The organism is Clostridium fessum, assembly GCF_003024715.1.
GTDB classification, from domain to species: Bacteria; Bacillota; Clostridia; order Lachnospirales; family Lachnospiraceae; genus Otoolea; species Otoolea fessa.
Genome location: NZ_PYLO01000003.1, coordinates 307,238 through 330,208 on the forward strand (window position 1 = coordinate 307,238; position 22,971 = coordinate 330,208).

The window sequence follows — 22,971 nt, forward strand, 5'->3', positions numbered from 1 at the left end:
TGTGCTGCGTGAAGGCATCAATCAGGGAATTGGAGGTTTTGATGAATATACTTAGTGGACTTTTTAAATCCCGCGATAAGCCGACAAACAGCCTAAATGGCTCCGGCTATCGTTTTTTCTTTGGTGGCACCACCTCTGGCAAGGCCGTCAACGAACGATCTGCCATGCAGATGACTGCTGTATATGCCTGCGTAAGAATTCTATCGGAATCCATCGCATGCTTGCCGGTACATCTTTACCAATATAAGGATTCCGGCAGCAAGGAAAAGGCCCTCTCTCATCCACTGTATAAAATCCTGCATGATGAGCCCAACCCGGAAATGACCTCCTTTGTCTTTCGCGAAACGCTGATGACACACTTGTTACTGTATGGCAATGCCTATGCACAGATTATTCGCAACGGTAAAGGTCAGGTCATTGGGCTCTATCCGCTGATGCCTAACCGCATGACCGTGGATCGTGATGAGCACGGGCACCTCTACTATCAATATCAGATGCAGGAGTCGGATGCCCAAACCATGAAAGCTGGAACGGTGACGCTCAGGCCATCCGATGTGCTTCATGTACCAGGCCTCGGCTTTGATGGACTGGTTGGTTACTCGCCGATTGCCATGGCTAAGAATGCCATCGGCCTTTCCATCGCCACAGAGGAATACGGCGCTAAGTTTTTCGCAAATGGAGCTACTCCCGGAGGCCTGCTGGAATTTCCTGGCACCGTCAAGAATCCAGATGCCATCCGCGAAAGCTGGAACAAGGGTTTCTCCGGCAACAATTCTCATAAGATTGCCATTTTAGAGGAAGGCATGCACTACACGCCAATCTCTATCAGCCCGAATGAAGCGCAGTTTCTTGAAACACGTAAATTTCAAATTGATGAAATCGCTCGAATCTTCAGAGTTCCTCCTCATATGGTAGGAGACCTGGAGAAGTCGAGCTTTTCTAATATTGAGCAGCAATCTCTGGAATATGTGAAGTACACCCTGGAGCCCTGGATTGTTCGATGGGAGCAGGCGCTAAACCGTGCCCTTCTATCAGATTCCGAGAAGGCTGCTTATTTTGTCAAGTTCAATGTAGATGGCCTGCTTCGCGGCGATTATCAAAGTCGTATGAACGGCTACGCTACAGCCCGTCAAAATGGCTGGATGTCTGCAAATGATATCCGTGAGCTTGAAAACCTGGACCGCATCCCAGCGGAGCTTGGTGGTGACTTATATCTCATCAACGGCAACATGACCAAGCTCGAAGATGCAGGAATATTTGCAGCCTCTTCTGCTGCTGGAAAGGAGAACGATTCCAATGAAGAAATTCTGGAACTGGAAAAATCAGACACAGACGAATCAAGAGACGCAGGAAACAGTGACAACAAGAACACTGTTCCTGAACGGAACCATCGCCGAGGAAAGCTGGTTTGATGACGATATCACACCGGCCCTTTTTAAGGAGGAGCTCTTAAGTGGCTCTGGCGATATTACTGTCTGGATCAATTCACCAGGTGGCGACTGCGTGGCTGCTGCCCAGATCTATAACATGCTGATGGATTATAAAGGCAACGTTACCGTCAAGATTGATGGTATTGCCGCCTCTGCTGCATCGGTTATTGCAATGGCCGGTACCAAGATAATGGTATCTCCTGTATCCATGCTAATGATTCATAACCCGGCCACGATGGCCTTCGGTGATTCAGCAGAGATGCAAAAGGCCATCGCCATGCTGGAGGAAGTCAAGGAATCCATCATCAATGCCTATGAGATTAAGACCGGTCTGAGTCGAGCAAAAATCTCTCGTCTGATGGATGCCGAAACCTGGATGAATGCCAATATGGCCATTGAGCTTGGCTTTGCAGATGAAATTATGAAGCGTGATACGCAGGATGAAGCTGTTTCTCTTCCTGCAGCCTCTGCTTCTTTCTCTCGCGCAGCTGTCACCAACTCTCTTATCGAGAAGCTGGCAGCCAAATGTCATATCCCGACAAGACCTGCTGAACCTGCTATTTCGGAGCGCTCTGTAGACAGTCTCATGGAGCGCCTAAACCTTATCAAACAACACATTTAATGGAGGTAATACTACTATGACGATTAATGAACTTCGCGAAAAGCGTAACAACGCATGGAATGCTGCTAAGGCATTTCTGGATTCTCATCGTACCGAGAAGGGTACCCTCACTGCAGAGGACGATGCAACCTATACCAGGATGGAACAGGATATCGCAGACCTTGGTAAGGAAATCGCTCGTCTGGAGCGCCAGGAGGCACTGGATGCCGAGCTTTCTAAGCCGGTAAATACTCCACTTACTTCTAAGCCTGCCTCTATCGCTTCCTCTAACACAAAGACCGGACGTGCATCCGATGCCTATAAGGCCGGAATGCTCACTGCCCTTCGTTCTAACTTCAAGCAGATTTCTAACGTGCTGCAGGAAGGTGTGGACGCAGATGGTGGTTATCTGGTGCCAGATGAGTATGACCATCGCCTGGTGGATGTCCTTACTGAGGAGAACATCCTGCGTAAGCTTGGTCACAAGATTACTACATCCGGTGAGCATAAGATCAACATCGCAGCAACTAAGCCTGCAGCTGCTTGGATCGAGGAGGGTGGCGCACTCAGCTTTGGTGATGCAACCTTCGACCAGATTTTGCTGGATGCCCATAAGCTGCATGTTGCAATCAAGGTAACTGAGGAGCTTCTTTACGACAATGCCTTTAATCTGGAGAGCTATATCATCGACATGTTCGGTAAGGCTCTTGCTAATGCTGAGGAGGATGCCTTCCTGAATGGTTCCGGTGTTGGTCAGCCTCTGGGACTTTTTGCTGCAACCGGTGGTGGAACGGCAGCTATTTCCACGGCTTCTCTTACCGCCGATGATGTGATTAAGCTTGTGTATGCATTGAAGCGTCCTTACCGTAAGAACGCAAAATTCATCATGAACGATCAGACCATCGCTTCTATCCGCCAGCTCAAGGACAACAATGGTGCCTATATGTGGCAGCCTTCTCTGGTGGCTGGTGAGCCGGATAAGCTCCTGGGCTATGATGTCTACACTTCTCCGTTCTGCCCTGCTGGAAAGATTGCCTTCGGTGATTACAGCTACTACAACATCGGAGATCGTGGTACTCGTTCCTTCAAGCAGCTCACAGAGCTCTTTGCTGGAAACGGCATGATCGGCTATGTTGCCAAGGAACGTGTGGATGGTAAGCTCATCCTTCCGGAGGCGGTACAGATTCTTACCATCACCGGTAGTGCAAAAGCTGCCAAGGCCTAAGGTAGTCTGAGTGAAAGGTGGCGTCATTTGTGATGAATGGCGCTGCCCTTCCCATATCCTTAAGAATGGAGGCGATGAGAAATGCTCATTACACTGGAAGAAATGAAGAACTATCTGCGAGTGGATTTTGATGATGACGACGCTCTCATCGAAACTCTAATCACCGCTGCAACAAGGATCTGCATGGATATTCTCCGTACAGAGAATCTTGACGAGCTGTCTGCTTGTGAGAATGCCAAGGCTGCCATTTTTTATACCACTGCATACCTGTACGAGCACCGAGAGGAGGCAGATCATCACGCACTGACGCTTACACTGCGCTCTCTGCTATTCGGTGCCAGAAAGGAGGTCTTCTGATGAACATTGAACTTTTAAATGTCCGCATCTTCATTACCAAAAATGAAGTAACTGTGGATGCCATCGGAAACCATAAAACAAGCTGGGTACCCTACTACAGCTGCTATGCAACGGTAAGTGCTGAAGCAGGCAAGGAGGATACGGATGCTGGAATGATTGTAGACAATACGAAGGTCGATTTTACTACCCGGTGGTGCAAGAAGGCTGCCGCCTTAGATTCCACGCATTATCGTGTGGAGTTTAACGATACGCTTTATGACATCACAGCCATCGACCACATGAATTACAAGAAAAAATGCATCAAACTCTCCTGTCAGAAAGTGAGGCGCTAACGATGGCAACTGATCGTGTAAGCATTGGCCAGATGGCGGATGCGATTATGGATGGGCTGGAGGAATATGCCAACCTTGCAACAGATGACCTAAAAGCATCGGTCCGCAAGGCTGGTAAAACCGTCAAGGATGAGATTGCTGCAACTGCTCCCAAGGACACCGGAAAATACGCAAAGAGCTGGGCCGTGAAAACGCAAAGGGAAACATCCAATTCTCTGGATCTTGTGGTTCATTCTAAAAACCGCTATCAGCTGGCCCACCTTCTGGAATTTGGTCATGCCAAGAGAGGTGGTGGCCGTGTCGCTGCAAGGCCCCATATCGCACCAGCGGAAGAAAAAGCGATTGATACACTGGAGCGTGAAATTGAAAAGGCCCTGAAAGGATAACACATGGAGAAGTTAATCGAAATCATGAATAAAATAGGCCTTCCCTTTGCCTATGACCACTTTGCAGAGGGAGAAAGCCCGGATCCGCCGTTTATTTGTTATCTTTCCCCGAACAGCGACAACTTCGCCGCGGACGGGAAGGTCTACTATAAGGTCAATGAGATTCATATCGAACTGTATACCGACTGTAAGGACTTGTCGGCAGAACATCGTATAGAAGCCGTGCTCGATCAGCATGGTATTTTTTATGAAAAATCCGAGACTTGGATCGAATCGGAGAAGCTTTACGAAGTCCTGTATTCATTTGAAATGGAGGTAAATTAACGATGGCTGAAAAAGCAAACAAGGTGAAATTCAATCTGAAAAATACGCACTATGCGCTCCTTACCATTGGTGAGGGTGGCACACCCACCTTTGGAACGCCGGTTCCAATGCCGGGCTCCGTATCGATCTCACTGGATGCCAATGGCGAGCCGGAAAACTTTTACGCGGATGGCGGTGTGTATTACGTGATAAATAATAACTGTGGCTACGACGGTGATCTGGAGCTTGCTCTGATTCCAGAGTCCTTCCGCACGGACGTACTGAAGGAAACATTAGATTCCAAGGGTGTGCTGATTGAAAACTCGGAGGTGGAACTTGCAGCATTTGCGCTTCTTTTTGAGTTTGATGGCGACCAGAAGCACATCCGTCATGTGTTGTATAACTGCTCCGCTTCCCGTCCCGGCATCGAAGGAAAGACGAATGAGGATTCCAAGGAGGTACAGACGGAGAAGCTTTCTCTGAAGGCGGTGCCGCTTACTAATGGTATGGTGAAAGCAAAGACCGGAAATACCACGGATGCTACCACCTATGCTGATTGGTACAAGGCGGTATATGTGCCTGTGGCAGAGAACGATGCCGCAACGCAGTCTGCAGCGAAGCCTGCAAAGTCAGTAAAGGAGTGATCGTATGGGTATGACAAAGATGATTGAGATTGACGGAAAGCAGGTGCCCTTCAAGGCATCTGCCGCCATTCCGCGTATTTACCGCATCAAGTTCCACCGGGATATCTACAAGGATCTCGATGCGCTCGGAAAGGCAGTCGGAAACGGTGATGAGGATTCCTCTCACCTCGATATGTTCTCCCTTGAGATGTTCGAGAACATCGCCTACATTATGGCAAAGCACGCAGATCCTTCCATCCCGGATAGCCCTGAGGAGTGGCTGGATGAATTCAGCACCTTCTCCATCTACCAGGTGCTTCCGAAGATTATCGAGCTGTGGGGACTGAATGTCCAGACGGATGTGGAGTCTAAAAAAAACTTCACGCAACTGACCGCCCGATGACCACACCATTGTTTCTGCTTCGTTGCGTGCAGCTCGGCATCTCCATCCGCGACCTTGATCTTCTCACAATCGGAATGGTGAACGATATGTACGCAGAAAGCAGCAATGATGAGTACAAGGGATATTCGCAGATCGCAACACAGGAAGATTTTGATGCATTTTAATAAAAAGGTTAAATTATCTGAAAACTACTGAAGTTTCGTATTTTTCGATGTAAAATAGCGGACAGAAACAGTTGGCTTCATCGAAAGGAGACCAGATATGAAGAAGCTAAAAATTGCAATGATAACACTTGCCTTAGCAGGATTGGCAAGCATGTCCGCGTATGCAGGAGCTTGGGCTAAGAACGCACAAGGGTGGTGGTACGACAATGGAAATGGCACGTGGCCAGCGAGCACATGGCAGTGGATCGATGGAAACGGGGATGGAGTAGCCGAGTGTTATTATTTCGATCAATATGGGTATTGTCTGATGAATGCTGTGGCTCCGGACGGATATACCGTTGATGCTAATGGTGCTTGGACAATAAATGGAGTAGTTCAAAGAAAAAATGTAGGTGCAGTAACTACGAACACGGTAACAAATATACAACAGAATAATGTCAAAGAAGCGGATATAAGTGAGGTGGAGCTTGTACATGAATGGGCGTGGAACCATTTCGATTCGGAGGAAACTGCTTCAGGATCAATATGGAATGATGGCTATCTCCTGGTGGACAATGGACATGCTGAATTTAAACTTGATAAAAAATACAATAAATTAAGCATGACTGCTATTGCGGGATGGATAAATTCGACATTCGCTCAAGCTGGAGATGAATACACCTTATCATTTATAGGCGATAATGATGAAATTTTAGCATCGTATAACCTTTTGGATAATATAAAGAAATCTAAAAACATTGAAGTGAATGTTAGCGGCCAGGAGTATGTGACAATTCGTTGGTCTAGCGAAAGATTAGGAAATTATTATGCTCTGATGAAGAACATCAAGTTGAAATAAAGCATTATTCTCGATGCAGATAACAGCTTCATACTGTTATCTGCATCATTGGGAGACGATGATGAAAAAAATTAGTATTACAATGATAACACTTGCCTTAGCAGGATTGGCAAGCATGTCTGCGTATGCAGGAGCTTGGGCTAAGAACGCACAAGGGTGGTGGTATGACAATGGAAATGGCACGTGGCCAGCGAGCACATGGCAGTGGATCGATGGAAATAATGATGGTATTGCAGAAAGCTATTATTTCAACCCAAGTGGTTACTGCCTTATGAATACAACGACTCCGGATGGCTATATTGTAAATGCCGATGGTGCATGGACCATAAATGGAATCGTTCAGACAAAAGCAGTTGGTATGACAACGAATACAACCGCTTTTCAGCAAGCAAACCAGTCCAATGTTTCTTATGAAGAAGTGCTGAAAGCATATCAGACTTATATGCGTAAGAAGAACACAGACAAATACAATCCGATTCGCTATTCACTTGTATACCTCGATGGAGATAACATTCCGGAGCTGATTTATTCAACTGGAAACTATCATGCAGAAGGTGTACGGATATGTACCTACCAAAACGGAAAAGTATATTCTATTACGGCAAACGGCGGAGATGTATTCGGTGGCTATGGTTCAATTACTTACTACCCTGGTACAGGCTATTTCGAGGCTGATGATGCCCATATGGGTTATGAGTGGGATGAGCTATATCTTCAGCAGGGAACAATGGCCCAAGAGGTATGTTATACAAACTATAATACTGGAGATGATCTTGGTAATGGCACCACCACAGAGTATGATGAGTTCCGCATTAAGGGTGTAAATACGACGAAAGCAAATGCGGAAAATTATAGGAATCAGTTGGTAGGTGCTTTGACTCCTTCTGTTTTCCAGTATGATAATGCGACCAAATTACAGTGATTTGCATGTGAGAGGGGCAATCAATGAAAAAAATTGGAATTGTTGCGGCAGCTGTTTCACTCGCATGTCTTACGAGCATGTCTGTGTATGCGGGTTCTTGGGCTAAGAACACGCAGGGGTGGTGGTACGACAATGGAAATGGCACGTGGCCAGCGAGCACATGGCAGTGGATCGATGGAAATAATGATGGTATTGCAGAAAGCTATTATTTCAACCCAAGTGGTTACTGCCTTACGAATACAACGACTCCGGATGGCTATATTGTAAATGCCGATGGCGCGTGGACTGTAAATGGAATTATTCAGACAAAGGCTGTAGGAGCGTCCTCTATGGGAAGCAATACGACAGCGAGCATTGCAGATGGGTATTACCGTGTATCTTTCAACCAGTCAGACATCAAACAAAACGGTGGGCAGTATACAATAACGGTTACAATATATAGCGAAAAGACATATTCAAAGGCATATGTTATGGGACTGAAGGTTGGCGATACTGTAGAAGGAATTAAAGTCAATACCATATCGCGGGATAGTGATTCTGTCTCTGTCAATGATGGTTTTGGTGAACCTTGCTGGTTCACAAAAGTTCAGGGGGCAAATGATCTTTATACTCTTTCGTATGAAGATGGGGGGTATTACGAATGGAACACATTAAATCAGGTTACGCTTCCAGTTGCTTCAAATACTGTTTTTGTGGATGAAGCAAATTATGTGGAGTTAGGGTCGAAGCAATATTCTATCACTGAACTTGCAGGTAATAATGCATTGTATTTAACTGGATTTTATCCAGACAATGCTTGCATTACGGTTCAGAATGGGGTTGTTGTAGAAATAGACCGAAATTATATGGCTTAACAATCACATCTCAACGAACTGGCCTTAAGCATCTATCAGAAATGGTAGGTGCTTTTCTTATGCCCAAATTCAGGAAAGGAGGAGCCTATGGCGGGAAGTAGAATCAAGGGTATCACTGTTGAAATCGGCGGGGATACCACAAAACTTCAGACAGCCTTAAAGGGTGTCAATTCAGAAATCAAGAATACACAGAGTCAGCTCAAGGATGTCGAAAAGCTCCTGAAACTGGATCCAGGCAACACCGAGCTGCTTGCCCAGAAGCAGAAGCTCCTTTCCAGCGCTGTCAGTGAAACAAAGGAAAAGCTCGCTACTCTCAAGACTGCTGCAGAGCAGGCAAATCAGGCGCTTGCGAATGGTGACATTTCTAAAGAACAGTATGATGCTCTTCAGAGGGAGATCATCGAAACGGAAGAAGATCTCAAAAAGCTGGAAGCTCAGGCAAATCAGTCTGCCACTGCTGTGCAGAAGATTGCTACTGCTGGTGAAAGCCTGAAGTCTGCAGGCGATAAGGTTTCCTCCGCCGGTGAAAAGCTCCTTCCTGCCTCTGCAGCAGTTACAGCTCTTGGCGTTGCTGCTGTAAAAACAGCCTCCGACTTCGATTCTTCTATGAGCCAGGTAGCCGCCGTGTCTGGTGCAACCGGAGAGGACTTCGACAAGCTCCGCGCAAAGGCTCGTGAGATGGGTGCGAAAACCAAGTTCTCAGCATCTGAAGCTGCGGATGCCATGAACTATATGGCGATGGCCGGATGGAAAACCTCCGACATGCTGGATGGTATCGAAGGCATCATGAACCTTGCTGCGGCATCTGGTGAGGACCTTGCCACCACATCAGATATCGTAACCGATGCACTGACTGCATTTGGGCTCACCGCCAAGGACTCTGGGCATTTCGCGGACATCCTTGCAGCGGCAAGCTCTAACGCAAATACGAATGTCAGTATGATGGGTGAAACCTTCAAATACTGTGCACCGATTGCAGGTGCACTTGGCTTTTCCGCAGAGGATACCGCAGAAGCCATCGGCCTTATGGCGAATGCTGGCATCAAATCTTCACAGGCCGGTACCGCTCTTCGCACCATCATGAATAATCTTACTGGCGAGGTGAAGCTCTCCGGCAAATCCATCGGGGATGTGACGATTGCAACCACCAATGCCGATGGATCGATGCGAAGTCTCACGGCAATCCTTGCAGACTGCCGGTCCGCCTTCGGGCAGCTTTCGGATTCTGAGAAAGCATCGAATGCAGAGGCACTCGTCGGTAAGAATGCCATGTCCGGCTTCCTTGCTCTTATGAACTCCGCACCTGGAGATATTTCAAAGCTCGAAGGTGCAATCAAGAACTGTGATGGCACATCTGAGAAGATGGCAGAAACCATGCAGGACAACTTAAGTGGTCAGCTTACGATTCTAAAATCGCAGCTTCAGGAGCTCGCCATTTCCTTTGCAGATCTCATGATGCCTGCAATCCGTTCTCTGGTATCGGCTTTGCAGGGCTTGGTGGACTTCCTGAATAAACTGCCGGAGCCAGTAAAGCAGATTATCCTCGTGGTAGCACTTCTGGTCGCTGCTCTTGGTCCTGTACTTATCTTTGTTGGAAAAATCATGAGTGCAGTCGGCTCTATCATGACGATGGCACCGAAGATTGCAGGTGCCGTGAATACGGTCACAGGAGCCATCAAGGGCATCGGTGCAGCGACATCCGGAATTAGCGCTGTGCTGAAGGTATTCTCCGGCATTGGTCTTGTGATCGGTGGTGCTATCACCGCTGTGAAAAACTTCATCGATATGTTCCAGAACGGATTCTCCGTAGTAAAGGATATCCTGATGGGCGTTGGCATTGCCCTTGCTGCTGTTGGAGCGGTTATTCTTGGTGCTCCGGCACTGGTTGCAGGCGTGGTGGCCGCGATTGTCTTTGCAGTGGCAAATCTTGTCATTGTGATCAAAGAACACTGGACGGAAATCGGAACCTTCCTTTCTGGCCTGTGGGAGAACATCAAAACACTTGCTGGTATGGTGTGGCAGGCAATCTCTGATACGATTGGAATCATCGTCTCAGGAATTGCAACGTTTCTTTCCGGTATTTGGACAAGCATTGCTACAACCGCTTCTTCCATCTGGGCTGCAATCAGCACGACCGTCGGTGGTATTGTACAGAACATTGTCGATACAATCACGAATATCTGGAACGGATTTGTGTCGGTTTTCGGCCCGCTGCTAGAAGCCTTCCGGTATCTGTTTGAAACCATCTTTCAGGCTATTCAAATCTTGATCGGCATGGCGATGGATGCAATCAGCACAAAAATCCAGGAGATTTGGAATGCCATCGTTGCCTTCCTGACTCCGCTTCTCACTGCATTGCAGAGCTTTTTCCAGACAATCTGGACGGCCATTCAGACTGTGGTAACTACGGTGTTGACCACGATCCAGTCCATCTTTACGACGGTCTGGAATGCCATCAAATCGGTAGTAACGTCTGTGCTAAATGCCATCAAGGGTGTGGTGACAAGTATCTGGAACAGCATCAGCGGCTATATCTCTGGTGTGATGAATACCATTAAGAACACGGTTTCTTCCATCTGGAATAGCGTAAAGTCGGCTGTCGGCAGCATCATTGGTCAGATTTATAACGTGATCCATTCTGGATTTGAACGTGCCGTCAGCTACGTTAAAGGTCTTGCTTCTCAGGCATTCAGCTGGGGACGCGACCTCATCATGGGTATCGTGAATGGTATCAAGTCGGCTGTTGGCGCAGTTACCGATGCGGTAAATGGTGTAGCAAACAAGATTCGTTCCGTACTGCACTTCTCCGTACCGGACGAAGGACCACTCACGGATTATGAATCCTGGATGCCAGACTTCATGGCTGGCCTTGCAAAAGGCATCGAGCAGAGCAAGAGTCTTGTGGCAAAGGCCATGAATGGTGTTGCAACCAGCATGGTGATCAACCCGCAGATTGGAAAAATGGAAACTGCCACAGCCACTACATCTGCCGGAACAGCTGATACCCTCACTGGTATCACTGCTGCAATCCGTGAAGGTCTCGCTGGTGTAACTGGTCAGTCAGGAGACATCGTAATTCCGGTATACCTTGGCGGCACGATGTTAGATGAAGTCATTGTCAATGCCCAGCAGGGGGCAAATCTCAGAAGCGGAGGTCGGTAACGATGGCATTTATACAATATTTGAATTTCAATGGTACTGCCCTCCCACTTCCGGATTCCTATGACCTCGATCTTTCTGATGTAGAGGCGGATTCCAGTGGTGAAACTGAAGCAGGTACTACGCAGCGGGATGTCGTAAGGTCGGGTGTCGTAAAGATATCCGTCTCTTTCTCTGTATCCCCGAAATGGCTGAAACAGCTGACAGCCTATTCCAAGCAGCCAAAGCTGACGGTTCAGTATTTTGATACCGAAGATTTATCACAGAAAGAAGCAGAAATGTATATCAGCGGGTTTAAGGCGAAGCTCAAAAAAGACACCTCCTATAAGGGACTGTGGACAGTGAGCTTTACCCTGAACGAATTTTAATGGAGGTGGTGCTGTGTATCCAGTATCGAATGCCTTTATGCAGGCAATCAAAAGTAACACAAGAAAATATTACTGGACCGGCACGATCACCACCAGTGATAAGAAAACCTATGAATTTGAAAATGAGGATATCGTAAAAGGCAGCGGATATATTTCGAGGCAGTGCTGCGGAAACTCTGAAATTGAGCTTGGCTCAGTGTATGCCGCAGAGCTTGGCATCAGCCTGTTCTGTGATATCGACCGATACACCCTGGACGGCGCAGAAATCAAGCTCTGGTTCCATCTGCTGCTTGACGATGGCAGTACAGAGAGCATTCCGATGGGTGTGTTCTATGTGGCCGAAGCCAATCGCCGTATCAAAACACTGGAGCTGAAAGCCTATGATGGAATGCTGAACCTGGATAAATCTTTCAACAAGGGCCTTTCCAGTGCAGCTCCCTATGAATTTCTTTCTCTGTTATCGAAGGCCTGTCATGTGGAGCTTGCGCAGACAAAGGAAGAAATCGAGGCTTTGCCAAATGGCACGGAGCTGCTTGGTATCTATCAGGATAATGACATCGAATCGTGGCGTGATTTTCTCTATTACCTTGCCCAGACGCTTAGCTGCTTTGCAATCATTGATCGTTATGGAAAGCTCTGTCTGACCTCTTACGGGAGCACGCCAGTCATGGCCATTGATATTCGTCATCGGTTCAGCAGCAGCTTTTCCGATTTTGTTACTCGCTACACAGCGGTCAGCTCCACCAACAAAAAGACGGAAACGGCAGAATACTATGCGAAGGATCCGGATGATGGGCTGACTATGAATCTTGGTGTAAATCCGCTTCTGCAGTTTGGCTTGGAAGAAACCAGAAAGCGGATTATAAATGCCATACTGGATGTGGTTTCTTCGGTAGAGTATGTACCCTTTGATTCAGAAACCATCGGCAATCCTGCACTGGACCTAGGAGATGTGCTCCGCTTTACCGGCGGCCATGCAGATGAAACCAAACAGTCTGCAATCACTTCTATCTACACAAAAATCAATGGAAAGCAAACTGTGAAATGCGTCGGCAAAAATCCAAGGCTTGCTGCAGCAAAAAGTAAGAACGACAAAAACATCAGTGGCCTGATCAGCTCCATTGGTGAAACAAAGCTCAGCATCTACACCTTCACCAATGCCTTGGCACTGGATGCCGGAGAAGAAAAGCTGTCCATCATCAACATGGAGTTTGCATCTGGTGACGAGACTAATGCTGAATTTCATGCCCAGGCGATCATGGAAGTGGAAAGCAATCCTGATACGAGAACACTTACTGCAGAAACGACCATTGACCTTGGAACAACCACAGATGACGAGGGGAACGAAGTTGAAAACAAGAAAGTGATTTCCTTTCCACTCTCCTGGAACGAGGACGGGAAAACTGCACTCTCCGTTTTCTATGTGCTGGATGGTCATGAGGTTGAGGAATTCCACCCGAAGGAATCGTGGCTCAGCGGCAAGCATATCCTGACGCTCTATTACCCGATCATCGGCCTTACGGCAAATCAGCTCCATACCTTCGAGGTGCTGATCTCCATGAAAAATGGAACCGGGCATATCGAGGCACAAAATATCATGGCGACCATCGCCGGCCAGGGACTTGGTGTGCAGGAGCGCTGGGACGGCCGGATCACGGCAGACGATACCCTGAAGAAGATTCTTCTTTCCGCTATGCCAACGCATACGCTGCGTGACGCTGTTACGGTACATTTCCTTGCTCCGAAAAAGACAGGATTAAATGACCACGTGACATCTATCTCCTTAACCGGAATGCCGATGCGGTCCGTGAAGGATTCGCTTCGACTCTTTGCACCGATTGTACATGATGTGGTAGAAACCGCGGATAAAAAGAAGATGCATTACCAGAAAGAATATGTCCTTGATGATGAGGTATTCAAGCTGCGTAAGGACTACGTCCTCTCTGGAAATAGCAATGTTCGCCTTGATCGTGGTCGGATGCTGAAGCTTGTGATTCCGACTGGAAACTTTGATAGTCTGACTGACCTTGCAATTCTACCTTTTGATACGCTTCCCTTTATCAATATGAAGATTTTGTTTGCTGCTGACCTCCCGCTGAATAGCTTTACTGAGCTTACCGATGGTGCCGTAAAGCTGAAGAAATCTTTCAGCACACGTATTTCTGGTCAGGACCAGGAGATCGACCGGGGACGGCTTGCCGCATTTTCACTTGGGCTTCAGAACATGACCGAAATAACAGAACTGGAGGTAAGCAATGTTTGATTATGGAACTATCGAGGATCTTTTAAAGAGCACAGAGCACATGGAGATCCTTCGAAATAATTCTCTGCAGGATGATGGCACCGATACCGTGAAAGGCGTTGACTGGTTTCAGTACAAAGGAAAAATAGCCTCTACCCTTTATGTCAGTGGCAACTCTTTGCCACAAAGTCAAGTGGTGAATTCCCAAAAGGCAAGCGGCATAAAAGAAATCCATCTTTTATATCGCTTGCCTTCTTGTTTTGTTTTGATATTATTTACGGTATTACCTTTAATTTGGGACAAAAAAAAGCAGGAAACCTTTTCAGATTTCCCGCTTAGTAAAACTGTGAAGTTCTTTTAATTTAGAACGCTTGTCATACATCCTTAAATAATTCTATCTTTTATGAAATTCAATTATTCTGGACTACCTTATTCTGTTGACGGCATATGAATACCCAGAAAAACCACGCCAAAAGGACTTTCTCTATGACAAATTTCCAGTGGTTCACCATTCATAGCCATCTCATATACTTTTTCAGTAACTACAAGGTCTGTTTCTTCCCCGTTATCCATCACAATAGTCAATTTGTAATCATCATCATCTACATCTGGATCTTCTGCATGGCTATCCACAATAATAGCTGGATAATGTTGGGCTGGTCCAATAAGAGCTGCATTTACACAGTAATGAAGTCCACAAGCAATGGACAGTCCAACCACTCCCATGTACAACCCTGCGGCTACCCGATTCCGCTTCGGTGAACGAAGAACTTGCAGCACAATCAACACTATGGTGATGGAAAGTATCCGAATTAGCCATCCCCAGTTGCCATCTTCCTCCCGAAGCACCAAATCGCCCCAAATGTCACTAACTTGCCAGAAATAAGTATATCCTATTAACAAACAAATAATCAGCGGGACATGGATGTGCATGGCTCTCCACTCTGGGGTGGCGTTCTGAGGCTTGTCTCCAAAGGAGAGTACTGGAGCAAACACCAAACAAAATAAAAGAAATGGAATAGGAGCAAATGCACCAATTTTCATAACAGTAGTAAACTTTGCGTCAGCGAAAAGATATAGTGGAATAGGAATAAGAACGCCAACGGCAAACAATACAATAACAACCCACAATCCAATCCGGATACTTTTGATATGGTCATGCCAGTGGGTGTGGTACTCCTCCCGCCATTGGACGGTGTTCTCTTGCTGTTCCTCTTGTCTGGTTTGTTTTTCCATCGTAGGAGTCAATGTCGCAGCAAGATTGGTACTTTCGAGCCACTCTGCAAACCGTGGAATTCCCAACATATTGGTTTCGATAGAGGCTAATTTTTTTCCCTCACTGTTCAGTAAATGGATGGAGCGGTTGGCCGTCAGCCGTACCGAAGCCACCTGTCCCGGTGCAAATTTTCGTTTCCTGCCCCAACTGCTAATATACAAAATAGAGTTATCCTGGAACACAAACAAAGACCGGTTGCGTCCAGCCAAAAGCATCCATATGCCCAGCAGGAAGAGTAACACACCGGGAATGGCTACAAAGGCGGTGACATCTGGTGCAAAGGGTGGCGTCCCAGCCACGATGACACCCATGATGGTCAGAACAAATCCAAGCACCCAGACAATTACGCCAAGAACCGTGACTACCATCCGCTCTCGCACGATTACCACCGGCTGCTGGGTTTCTTCCCGTTCAGCGTGGCGGCACAGCAGCAGCGCCAAACCGAATCCAAGCAGGTACAGAAGCATCCCCACACCAGTCCACACGCCCACCATGTCCAGAGGCTCATTCCCGTCCGAAACAAAAATCAGCGGCAGCAGAATCAGAGAAAAAGCAATCGTAAAGCTACCACAAATAATGCAAGGCAGCTTACTGCCCTGCACAGGCAGGTCATGGGGCGGTTCCAGAGGCTTTTGAGTAGCATATTCCCTCTGAACGACCTCTAACTCCGGCGGTTGTTCCAGCACATGGGCGCAGTGAGGACATTGGGATACATACTCCATCTCACAACTATGACCTTTCCCGCCCATTGGCAAGGACTGACCGCAGGCAGGGCAGAACCAGCAGCGTTGGAAGATCTTTTTTTGCATTTGTTTTAGTATCAGGAGCGACGCTGCCGGAAGAAGGAAAATCAGCAGGAATAGCCAAGGGCTGTTCGCAGTGATTAGACCAATCATCAAAATAGTAAAGCATATAGCCATTCCCATCAGAAAGCGGCTTCCCATCTTGGCGGCCTGCCTTGTTGCAAAAATGTAGGTTTCGTTTCCCTGCTTCATACCTGCGTGCTGAATATCCAGTAAAAATGCCTCAATCAGTTCATACAGATCGTCCGTATCGTTTACATCTTCACTAGTAAATTGGTCGTACAGTTTTTCATTTACATACAGCTTTACGCCAGATCGGTTTACCTCAATCTTGCAGTAGAGCCGATTCAGAGTCAGACTGTCTCCTGAAAGTTCCAACTGATACTGAGGATATTGCGCTTTTAGACGCTCATACAATTTTTTAAGTTCGTTTTCTTGATACATAGGTAATCTCCTTCAAGTAAGGGGTTAAGATTTTAATCAGCATTTCTGCTGTTAATGTTTCTGGTTATATATAAGTTTTCATTTTGTTCAGGAAGATGTCCAGATTTTCTTCCTGTGTAGTAAATCCATAGACTTTTTTAGATATTCGGAACTTTATCATATCTCCATCTGTTAAATAGATTTTGAGAATATATTGAAGCGGAAACAGACTTTTTCGCACTTTTGTTTTCTGGATATTGCTGAAAGGGATACGGCTGCTTCCCTTTAATTTTTTCGAATCACCTTGAAGTAGGGATACCAATAGCGCACTTTCGCTCAATCCTAAATATCCAAATGTGTAATTTCGTTTTTTTTGCAATAGTGTGCCGTAAATCGGTGCTTTTAAGGTCTCGCCTATTTCCAGCAATATGGAAAGTGCAGGAACCATCTGTTCATAAAATGTCATTTCAGTACCTCCGTTAATAAGAAAAAGACAGATACCAATAAGAAAAAGTAATTGTCAAATTGCCATATCTATATGCGAACATTATAGCATCTGTAGGGGGAGTCGTCATCATTTTTCTACTGTCTGACTAAGAATTTAATGGTAAAAAAATTGTGAATATATCTATCGCAATTTTACAAAAAGAAAAGCCTCATCCCTCGCTGATTGAGAGATGAGGCGAAATGATTATGCTGTAATCTCCGGGATTTCTCCGACAAAGTTATAGACGATTCTGACTTCCTGCACCTTCTGTCCGTCAATCTTCTTGACTTCGCCCACCAAAATTTTGCTGATGAGCCGGTTCAGCACCGCTTCATCCAGTTCTTCAATGGCTGCATAACGCCGGATTTCTTTGATAAAGGTGCGGACTTCATTTTCCTGTTCGTCAGAGTGGCGCATCATCAACAGCAGGTCTCGCAGGCGCTTCTGGTTAGCTTCCTGCTCCTGCTCCAGTGTTGCTGTCAGCTTCATAAAACGCTGCTCAGTCAAGATTCCTTTTGCCTTATCGGTATATAGGCTCAGAAACATCTCATCAATTTCACAATTCCTGCTTTCCAGTCGTTGACATTCCTTCTGTGTCTGGGAAGCGTCCAGAAGATACCGGCGCTCCATCCGGCTGCTCAGCCGCTGATAAAAAGCATCGGCATCTTTGAGCGCAGTCTTTGCCAGCTCCTGAATATCTTTCAGTACAAGATTGTATAAATCTCTGGCTTCGATCTTGTGGCTGGTACAGGCGTTCTTGCCCAGCCTGTTATAGGTCTGGCAGATATAATACGCCTTATCAATCGGTTCCCGCTGTTCGCCGGTAAAACGGTTCTTTCCGGTTCTGCCAACCTTTTCATACCGCACCTGCATGGACTTTCCGCAAGTCGCACAATAAATGATACCGTGGAACAGGTTATAAAAGGGGCAGGAGTTGCCCTTCATAATGGTTGGTCTGCGGTCAATGATTTCCTGTACCTGCTCCCATTCTTCCGGGGAGATGATTGCTTCATGGCAATCCTCGATAATTTCCCAGTCCTCACGAGGGATAATGTCATAGGTGTTGGAGCGAATCCCTTTCTGATGTGTCCGGCAGACCAGATGTGCGCCCTTATAAAAGGGATTCCGCAGAATATGGCTGATTCTTGCACTTCCCCATGAATAGTAATTTACATCACATTCTGTGTTGCTTTTTACTCTGGTGATCGGGACTTTATCATCCATGAGCTGCTTTGCAATCCGCATGCATCCCCAGCCATCCAGCGCCATATCATAGATTTTTCGGATTACCGGTGCTGTCTCAGGGTCACGGATCAAATGCCCCTTATCCTCCGGGTCACGCATCAAACCGAGGGGCGGCTGCCCACCACAAAACTTCCCCTGCCGGGAACGGGTCATACGCCCTGCCAGCACCTTTTTGGAAATATCCCGGCTGTACAATCGTTCAGGATATTCTTAAACGGCGTAATGTCCATTTCCTGACGGGTCAGGCTGTCCACTCCGTCTGTAATGGCGATATAGCGTACATTGTGTTTTGGGAAAAAGATTTCGATATAGCTGCCAGCTTCGATATAATTCCTGCCCAGTCTGGACAGGTCTTTGGTGATAACGCAGCCGATCTTTCCCGCCTCAATATCGGCAATCATGCGCTGAAAAGAAGGGCGGTTGAAATTGCGGCCTGTATAACCGTCATCCACATAATACTCATACTGGAACATTCCGTTTTTTTCGGCAAAGTCCCGGAGCATAAGTTTCTGGTTGCTGATGCTCATGCTCTCATTATCGCCGCCATCCTCCAGAGAGATACGGCAATAAAGGGCTGTGATTTTCTGATTCACTTGTTTTTTCCTGCTCATAGTGTTCTCCTTCTATGAACAGGGACACGATACCATTATAATACCATGCCCCTGTCCATGATTCAACTGCTTTACGCCGCTTTTCGTGCCATTTCCTGATGCTCTAACCATTCCTCGAAGTGTTCGCAGGTCTGACGCTCGATCAGCTGCTCAAAGGCTTCCCGCATGGTTTTGTCCCCAGAAAACTCACGAACCACTACAAACTGGACTTTTTTATTCTGCTTCTTGTTTTTCTCCATAGGCTACCTCCATAGAATAGGGGATCAGACGGTAGCTGTGGCAACGAAGTTCGGCAACGGACATCAAAAAACCTGTAAACTATCGTCTGACCCTGATTTCTTACTTTTCAAATTTTCTTGTAAAATCTCGTTGCTTTCGTTGCCGGAAACATAGATAGATAATAAAAATCCTTTATTTACGGGCTTTTTCCATATCAAAACCATAAATTTATCAGCAACGAACCCGGCAACCAACTGGCAACTATCCCGGCAACAGACCGTCCTTGTCAGGCGATCCACTCCTGCGGAAGTTCCAGCTGACGGCATTCTTCTTCACTCAGTTCTACAAATCCACCTTCGTTGCTGGGTAGTTCGTTGCCGGAAGTGTCCCGTTCCCAGCCCTTTTGTCTGCCATATCCGGCAAACATCCGGGGATTGGAAAAAGGCTTCCAACCGGTCACGACCGTGTTCATGATCTCATTGATATTGTGGAGCTGCCACCGCTTCGGCTCATCAAAGGTATGTCCCAGCGCCTCCTTGAACAGCTGTTTTGAGCAGACCATGTTTCCGGTGTAGTGTTCCAGAAATCCCTGTATCTGTCCAGCTTCGGTGTCCTCCGGCATGAAGTCTTTCTGCACCTCCACCAGTTGACGCTGGATGGACTTGCTGAATTTCATGGAATACTTGCCGCTGTGGTAAATGCTCATAGCTTCTGCCCATACCTGCAACAGATACGCTCTGGAAGCGTCCTCGTCCTCCAAAATGTGAACCTCTGCCTTCTCCGGGTAAATCATGATTGGGAGAAAGCGCCGGTTCCCGGCTCGATCCAGCGGCAGAAAGTCCAGGGTATTCGAGGAACCACCGAACACGCACTGCCGAAGCCGGTCTTTAGGCTGAGATTCATAAGGTGTCCGGTAGGTTTCCTTCTGTCGGCTAATAAAGGAACGGATTTCTTCAATGCTCTTTGCGCTGCTGGTGGCAAGCATCTCTGACATCTCAATGATCCAGTGACCTTGTAGCTTTTGGAATACCCGGTCGTCATCCAACTTCTTCAGGTCATCAGAGAACCATTCGTCCCGGATCGCCAGCAGTCGGAAGAATGTGGACTTCCCGGCACCCTGACCGCCCACCAAACAAAGCATTTCCTCATATTTGGAACCGGGACGGAATACCCGGCGTATAGCACCCAGCAGGAAATGTTTCAGCATTTCTTCCACATAGTCACTTTCATCAGCACCAAGAAAATGGTGCAGACAGGATCGGATGCGTGGTGTACCGTCCCAGACAAGACTGTTCAGCACATCCTGAATTGGATGGTAACAATTTTCGTTTGCTACGATAGAAAGGGCAGCCGTGATCTTTTTCTCACTGGTCAGCTCATAGTTTCTCTCAAAATAGAGGAGAAGATATTTCACATCAGTATCCGTCAGAGCGCTGGTATTCCTGCGCCACCCCAAGTCCTGTACAATGTCTACCCGGTCAGTCAGGAGATTAAGCCGGATGGCATCCCGTAGGAGTGGATCGCAGCAGAACACAATCCGGCAGTTGTCAATGGTGTTGGCTGTTTTTCCCTTGTCGGTAACAGAAAGGCTCTGCCGCACCTCATCAACGCTCGGTTCCGGCGCTATGGCTTCGGCTGCGCTCATCACAGCCTGCTGGGTGGCTGGCGATAAACTCTGATATTCGCTGTTCAATTTTCCTCACCTCTTTTCCATACTCAGCAACTACAAAAGCTCGTTCTTCTATGCTGTCAGACAGAAGAAGATCCAACAGATATTCGATATATGGCTGCCTGTGCAGAGCCTCCACAAACAAAGGATTCCAGTCATCCTCCGGTTGTTTGGGCGCATATTCTTCTTTCCATCGTTCCAGCAAACGCAGGTAGTCGCACAGCACCCGAAAGCATTTCTGCTCTGCCTGCCGGTATCGCATTTCCTCGCTGATTTTTCTTTTGATTACTCTCTTTTGTGGCGGATCGTGGCCTTTGCGGTCAAAGCTGATTGAGAAGTCCTCTGCCAGCTTTAAGGCAGCTTCTTTACTGCTTAGTCCAAAAAGACGGGAAGTGAAATCAATCACATCTCCATCTGCCTGACAGGCAAAACAATGGAACCGTCTGTCCACCTTCATGCTGGGATGCCTGTCATCGTGAAACGGGCAACAAGCCATCCCGTTGCGTCCTACTGAAATTCCATAAACCAAAGCAGCCTGCCTTGTGGTAACAGACTGTTTTACTGCTTCAAATACATTCGTTTCTTCCACCTCCAAACAATGCAAAAGGCATCCGGTTTCCATAGAAAATCAGATGCCTCACAATTCCATATCCTGTTTTCTTGTTGGAGCAATCCGTCCTTCACGCTCCCAGCGCTCCCGGTTCTCCCGATCAGCGTCCAGTTTGCCTTGTGCCAGCTTCTCCTTAATGGATTTTCTGGCTTTATTTTTGATCTGCTCTTTGCCAGCCTGTTTGACCTCCGGTTTTAACAGCACCGCCTGTACCTTTTTGAGAACTTTTTCAGCAGACTGCTGTAATTTTTCTCGCACCCTACTCAGCAGAGTGTTCGCTATCTTCACAACTTCTGGCGAATTTTTGGCATTGGGCGATACCACGCTCTTTCGATATTTCTCAATTACTTCCATATCTTCAAGCTGGGTTTGTTCCCGAACCTTGTCGGTCACAACCTCCACCGCCTTGTCATAGGCTGCACCGGAAACATCTTCCAGTAAGGTTTCTACATCCTCAATTTTTAGCGTCAGTTCCTCCAGCTTTTGCTCCTGTGTCGCCAGCTGCTCCTTCTGCTTCATCAGGATATAATCCTGCTTTTCCAAATAGTCACGCCCACCATAAGACGGCTCCTGTTCCAGATGCAGCCCATGCCGTTTGGCAATGTCAAATAAGATTGTCCGACAGACTGCATCAAAAGTCTGTTTCCGGTTATTGTGCTTTCCTTTTGGCTGTTCCGGTTTAGGGAGAGGGATACCCAGTTCCTCCAACGCCTTTTCCTGCTGGGGGCACAGCTCTCCATACCGATTTTCACAGTCAAATACATGGCGCTCATGGATGTGCGGAGTCCCTTCATCCAGATGGAGCGCCCAGTCTAAAATGTGGATATGAGAACCGAAACGGTTTTCAAATTCCTCATAAAATTCACTGACAATGAGCGCTAAAGTCTCCGGCGGAACGGATTCTTCCATAGTGCCGATCTGGTAGATGCTTTCTTCTGGACAGGTCTTGTTATTTTTCAAAAGATCATCCACAGTGCGATTGCGCTCAATGTGCCGGGTTTTCTCGTTCCGGGCGTTCTGAGCATTGACATGGTCGGCATAATGCTCGTAGTAATACATCCGTTCAATTTCCTCAAAGCTGAAATCCGGCTGCTCTGGGTTTTCCCGAAAGTCGTGGGTGGTAAAGCCCCGGTAACAGTCCCAGTACACATTTTGTCTGGCACGCTCAGCGTCAATGTGTTCGCTATTTTCTACATCGAACCGACGGTCATTGTGCCGGGGATTGTAAGTGCCATGCTTCCCAGATCGTCCATTGTGTCTTGTTAATTTCAAACATTTTTCCTCCTTCCTGCAAAGATGTTCTGGGCTGGGGAGGGCGGCAAAGCCGCCAGACCTGCGAAGTTTTGCGTCAGGTAATACCCAGTACAAGTTGACGCAGGCATCAACTTTCCCTGGGCAAGGCGTTTCACCCTTGACCCGAT

At 47.1% G+C, this 22,971-nt stretch carries 25 protein-coding genes; 17 read left to right on the top strand and 8 right to left on the bottom strand.

What is annotated here, in order from left to right; genetic code table 11:
- Positions 1-41: 41 nt before the first annotated feature.
- The 17 genes from C7U56_RS10715 to C7U56_RS10790 all read left to right on the top strand — a co-directional run bounded on the left by C7U56_RS10715 (position 42) and on the right by C7U56_RS10790 (position 14,568).
- Positions 42-1,412 (top strand): phage portal protein, encoded by a 1,371-nt coding sequence (locus C7U56_RS10715; protein ID WP_107001204.1) that lies wholly within the window; start codon positions 42-44, stop codon positions 1,410-1,412.
- On the top strand, positions 1,297-2,052 hold the full coding sequence (locus tag C7U56_RS10720; RefSeq protein WP_146143924.1) for a head maturation protease, ClpP-related: 756 nt from the start codon (positions 1,297-1,299) through the stop codon (positions 2,050-2,052). The genes C7U56_RS10715 and C7U56_RS10720 overlap by 116 nt, the downstream gene beginning before the upstream one ends.
- Positions 2,053-2,068: 16 nt before the next feature.
- The gene (locus C7U56_RS10725; RefSeq protein WP_107001205.1) at positions 2,069-3,256 is read left to right on the top strand and encodes a phage major capsid protein; all 1,188 of its coding nucleotides are present in this window, start codon (positions 2,069-2,071) and stop codon (positions 3,254-3,256) included.
- A gap of 81 nt (positions 3,257-3,337) precedes the next feature.
- Positions 3,338-3,613 carry a head-tail connector protein gene (locus C7U56_RS10730; protein WP_107001206.1) on the top strand — a complete coding sequence of 92 codons (276 nt, stop codon included), beginning with the start codon at positions 3,338-3,340 and terminating at the stop codon, positions 3,611-3,613.
- Entirely contained in the window at positions 3,613-3,945 is a 333-nt protein-coding gene (locus tag C7U56_RS10735; protein ID WP_107001207.1) for a phage head closure protein, read from the top strand. The genes C7U56_RS10730 and C7U56_RS10735 overlap by 1 nt, the downstream gene beginning before the upstream one ends.
- A 2-nt stretch (positions 3,946-3,947) precedes the next feature.
- Positions 3,948-4,331 (top strand): HK97 gp10 family phage protein, encoded by a 384-nt coding sequence (locus C7U56_RS10740; RefSeq protein WP_107001208.1) that lies wholly within the window; start codon positions 3,948-3,950, stop codon positions 4,329-4,331.
- Between the two features lie 24 nt (positions 4,332-4,355).
- Positions 4,356-4,655 (top strand): hypothetical protein, encoded by a 300-nt coding sequence (locus C7U56_RS10745; RefSeq protein WP_477100007.1) that lies wholly within the window; start codon positions 4,356-4,358, stop codon positions 4,653-4,655.
- 2 nt (positions 4,656-4,657) lie between these two features.
- Entirely contained in the window at positions 4,658-5,278 is a 621-nt protein-coding gene (locus C7U56_RS10750; protein WP_107001210.1) for a major tail protein, read from the top strand.
- A 4-nt stretch (positions 5,279-5,282) separates the two neighbouring features.
- On the top strand, positions 5,283-5,660 hold the full coding sequence (locus C7U56_RS10755; protein ID WP_107001211.1) for a hypothetical protein: 378 nt from the start codon (positions 5,283-5,285) through the stop codon (positions 5,658-5,660).
- The gene (locus tag C7U56_RS15695) at positions 5,657-5,824 is read left to right on the top strand and encodes a hypothetical protein (RefSeq protein WP_181357228.1); all 168 of its coding nucleotides are present in this window, start codon (positions 5,657-5,659) and stop codon (positions 5,822-5,824) included. The genes C7U56_RS10755 and C7U56_RS15695 overlap by 4 nt, the downstream gene beginning before the upstream one ends.
- A 97-nt stretch (positions 5,825-5,921) precedes the next feature.
- Entirely contained in the window at positions 5,922-6,662 is a 741-nt protein-coding gene (locus C7U56_RS16035; RefSeq protein ID WP_233430247.1) for a hypothetical protein, read from the top strand.
- Between the two features lie 61 nt (positions 6,663-6,723).
- Positions 6,724-7,584, top strand: a complete 861-nt coding sequence (locus tag C7U56_RS16040) for a hypothetical protein (protein ID WP_233430248.1) — start codon at positions 6,724-6,726, stop codon at positions 7,582-7,584.
- Positions 7,585-7,607: 23 nt separating this feature from the next.
- Positions 7,608-8,438 carry a hypothetical protein gene (locus C7U56_RS10770; RefSeq protein WP_107001212.1) on the top strand — a complete coding sequence of 277 codons (831 nt, stop codon included), beginning with the start codon at positions 7,608-7,610 and terminating at the stop codon, positions 8,436-8,438.
- Between the two features lie 87 nt (positions 8,439-8,525).
- Entirely contained in the window at positions 8,526-11,600 is a 3,075-nt protein-coding gene (locus C7U56_RS10775; protein WP_107001213.1) for a phage tail tape measure protein, read from the top strand.
- Between the two features lie 2 nt (positions 11,601-11,602).
- Complete coding sequence (locus C7U56_RS10780; RefSeq protein WP_107001214.1) at positions 11,603-11,965, top strand: hypothetical protein; 363 nt, start codon at positions 11,603-11,605, stop codon at positions 11,963-11,965.
- 13 nt (positions 11,966-11,978) lie between these two features.
- A complete protein-coding gene (locus C7U56_RS10785) occupies positions 11,979-14,228 on the top strand; it encodes a hypothetical protein (protein WP_107001215.1) in 2,250 nt (749 codons plus the stop codon).
- Complete coding sequence (locus C7U56_RS10790; protein ID WP_107001216.1) at positions 14,221-14,568, top strand: hypothetical protein; 348 nt, start codon at positions 14,221-14,223, stop codon at positions 14,566-14,568. The genes C7U56_RS10785 and C7U56_RS10790 overlap by 8 nt, the downstream gene beginning before the upstream one ends.
- Positions 14,569-14,636: 68 nt before the next feature.
- Here the strand turns inward: C7U56_RS10790 and C7U56_RS10795 are convergent, their stop codons facing one another.
- The 8 genes from C7U56_RS10795 to C7U56_RS10820 all read right to left on the bottom strand — a co-directional run bounded on the left by C7U56_RS10795 (position 14,637) and on the right by C7U56_RS10820 (position 22,822).
- On the bottom strand, positions 14,637-16,730 hold the full coding sequence (locus C7U56_RS10795; protein WP_004612781.1) for a hypothetical protein: 2,094 nt from the start codon (positions 16,728-16,730) through the stop codon (positions 14,637-14,639).
- 64 nt (positions 16,731-16,794) lie between these two features.
- Complete coding sequence (locus C7U56_RS10800; protein WP_004612782.1) at positions 16,795-17,175, bottom strand: hypothetical protein; 381 nt, start codon at positions 17,173-17,175, stop codon at positions 16,795-16,797.
- A gap of 225 nt (positions 17,176-17,400) precedes the next feature.
- Entirely contained in the window at positions 17,401-18,594 is a 1,194-nt protein-coding gene (locus C7U56_RS10805; protein WP_477100008.1) for a recombinase family protein, read from the bottom strand.
- Positions 18,591-19,052 (bottom strand): recombinase family protein, encoded by a 462-nt coding sequence (locus C7U56_RS16400; protein WP_477100009.1) that lies wholly within the window; start codon positions 19,050-19,052, stop codon positions 18,591-18,593. Before C7U56_RS16400 ends, C7U56_RS10805 begins: the two co-directional genes overlap by 4 nt.
- A gap of 71 nt (positions 19,053-19,123) precedes the next feature.
- Positions 19,124-19,291, bottom strand: coding sequence for a hypothetical protein (locus tag C7U56_RS15700; protein ID WP_004612784.1), 168 nt, complete (start codon positions 19,289-19,291; stop codon positions 19,124-19,126).
- 266 nt (positions 19,292-19,557) lie between these two features.
- Entirely contained in the window at positions 19,558-20,916 is a 1,359-nt protein-coding gene (locus C7U56_RS10810) for a virulence-associated E family protein (RefSeq protein ID WP_004612785.1), read from the bottom strand.
- Positions 20,876-21,562 (bottom strand): CHC2 zinc finger domain-containing protein, encoded by a 687-nt coding sequence (locus C7U56_RS10815; protein WP_004612786.1) that lies wholly within the window; start codon positions 21,560-21,562, stop codon positions 20,876-20,878. Before C7U56_RS10815 ends, C7U56_RS10810 begins: the two co-directional genes overlap by 41 nt.
- A 15-nt stretch (positions 21,563-21,577) precedes the next feature.
- A complete protein-coding gene (locus tag C7U56_RS10820; protein ID WP_025489029.1) occupies positions 21,578-22,822 on the bottom strand; it encodes a plasmid recombination protein in 1,245 nt (414 codons plus the stop codon).
- Between the last annotated feature and the right edge of the window lie 149 nt (positions 22,823-22,971).

Bases quoted from the DNA above. Each gene is read 5' to 3' on its own strand.
- C7U56_RS10715 (WP_107001204.1), top strand. From the start codon at position 42: ATGAATATACTTAGTGGACTTTTTAAATCCCGCGATAAGCCGACAAAC.
- C7U56_RS10720 (WP_146143924.1), top strand. From the start codon at position 1,297: ATGAAGAAATTCTGGAACTGGAAAAATCAGACACAGACGAATCAAGAG.
- C7U56_RS10725 (WP_107001205.1), top strand. From the start codon at position 2,069: ATGACGATTAATGAACTTCGCGAAAAGCGTAACAACGCATGGAATGCT.
- C7U56_RS10730 (WP_107001206.1), top strand. From the start codon at position 3,338: ATGCTCATTACACTGGAAGAAATGAAGAACTATCTGCGAGTGGATTTT.
- C7U56_RS10735 (WP_107001207.1), top strand. From the start codon at position 3,613: ATGAACATTGAACTTTTAAATGTCCGCATCTTCATTACCAAAAATGAA.
- C7U56_RS10740 (WP_107001208.1), top strand. From the start codon at position 3,948: ATGGCAACTGATCGTGTAAGCATTGGCCAGATGGCGGATGCGATTATG.
- C7U56_RS10745 (WP_477100007.1), top strand. From the start codon at position 4,356: ATGAATAAAATAGGCCTTCCCTTTGCCTATGACCACTTTGCAGAGGGA.
- C7U56_RS10750 (WP_107001210.1), top strand. From the start codon at position 4,658: ATGGCTGAAAAAGCAAACAAGGTGAAATTCAATCTGAAAAATACGCAC.
- C7U56_RS10755 (WP_107001211.1), top strand. From the start codon at position 5,283: ATGGGTATGACAAAGATGATTGAGATTGACGGAAAGCAGGTGCCCTTC.
- C7U56_RS15695 (WP_181357228.1), top strand. From the start codon at position 5,657: ATGACCACACCATTGTTTCTGCTTCGTTGCGTGCAGCTCGGCATCTCC.
- C7U56_RS16035 (WP_233430247.1), top strand. From the start codon at position 5,922: ATGAAGAAGCTAAAAATTGCAATGATAACACTTGCCTTAGCAGGATTG.
- C7U56_RS16040 (WP_233430248.1), top strand. From the start codon at position 6,724: ATGAAAAAAATTAGTATTACAATGATAACACTTGCCTTAGCAGGATTG.
- C7U56_RS10770 (WP_107001212.1), top strand. From the start codon at position 7,608: ATGAAAAAAATTGGAATTGTTGCGGCAGCTGTTTCACTCGCATGTCTT.
- C7U56_RS10775 (WP_107001213.1), top strand. From the start codon at position 8,526: ATGGCGGGAAGTAGAATCAAGGGTATCACTGTTGAAATCGGCGGGGAT.
- C7U56_RS10780 (WP_107001214.1), top strand. From the start codon at position 11,603: ATGGCATTTATACAATATTTGAATTTCAATGGTACTGCCCTCCCACTT.
- C7U56_RS10790 (WP_107001216.1), top strand. From the start codon at position 14,221: ATGTTTGATTATGGAACTATCGAGGATCTTTTAAAGAGCACAGAGCAC.
- C7U56_RS10795 (WP_004612781.1), bottom strand. From the start codon at position 16,730: ATGTATCAAGAAAACGAACTTAAAAAATTGTATGAGCGTCTAAAAGCG.
- C7U56_RS10800 (WP_004612782.1), bottom strand. From the start codon at position 17,175: ATGACATTTTATGAACAGATGGTTCCTGCACTTTCCATATTGCTGGAA.
- C7U56_RS10805 (WP_477100008.1), bottom strand. From the start codon at position 18,594: ATGACCCGTTCCCGGCAGGGGAAGTTTTGTGGTGGGCAGCCGCCCCTC.
- C7U56_RS16400 (WP_477100009.1), bottom strand. From the start codon at position 19,052: ATGAGCAGGAAAAAACAAGTGAATCAGAAAATCACAGCCCTTTATTGC.
- C7U56_RS15700 (WP_004612784.1), bottom strand. From the start codon at position 19,291: ATGGAGAAAAACAAGAAGCAGAATAAAAAAGTCCAGTTTGTAGTGGTT.
- C7U56_RS10810 (WP_004612785.1), bottom strand. From the start codon at position 20,916: ATGAGCGCAGCCGAAGCCATAGCGCCGGAACCGAGCGTTGATGAGGTG.
- C7U56_RS10815 (WP_004612786.1), bottom strand. From the start codon at position 21,562: ATGGAAACCGGATGCCTTTTGCATTGTTTGGAGGTGGAAGAAACGAAT.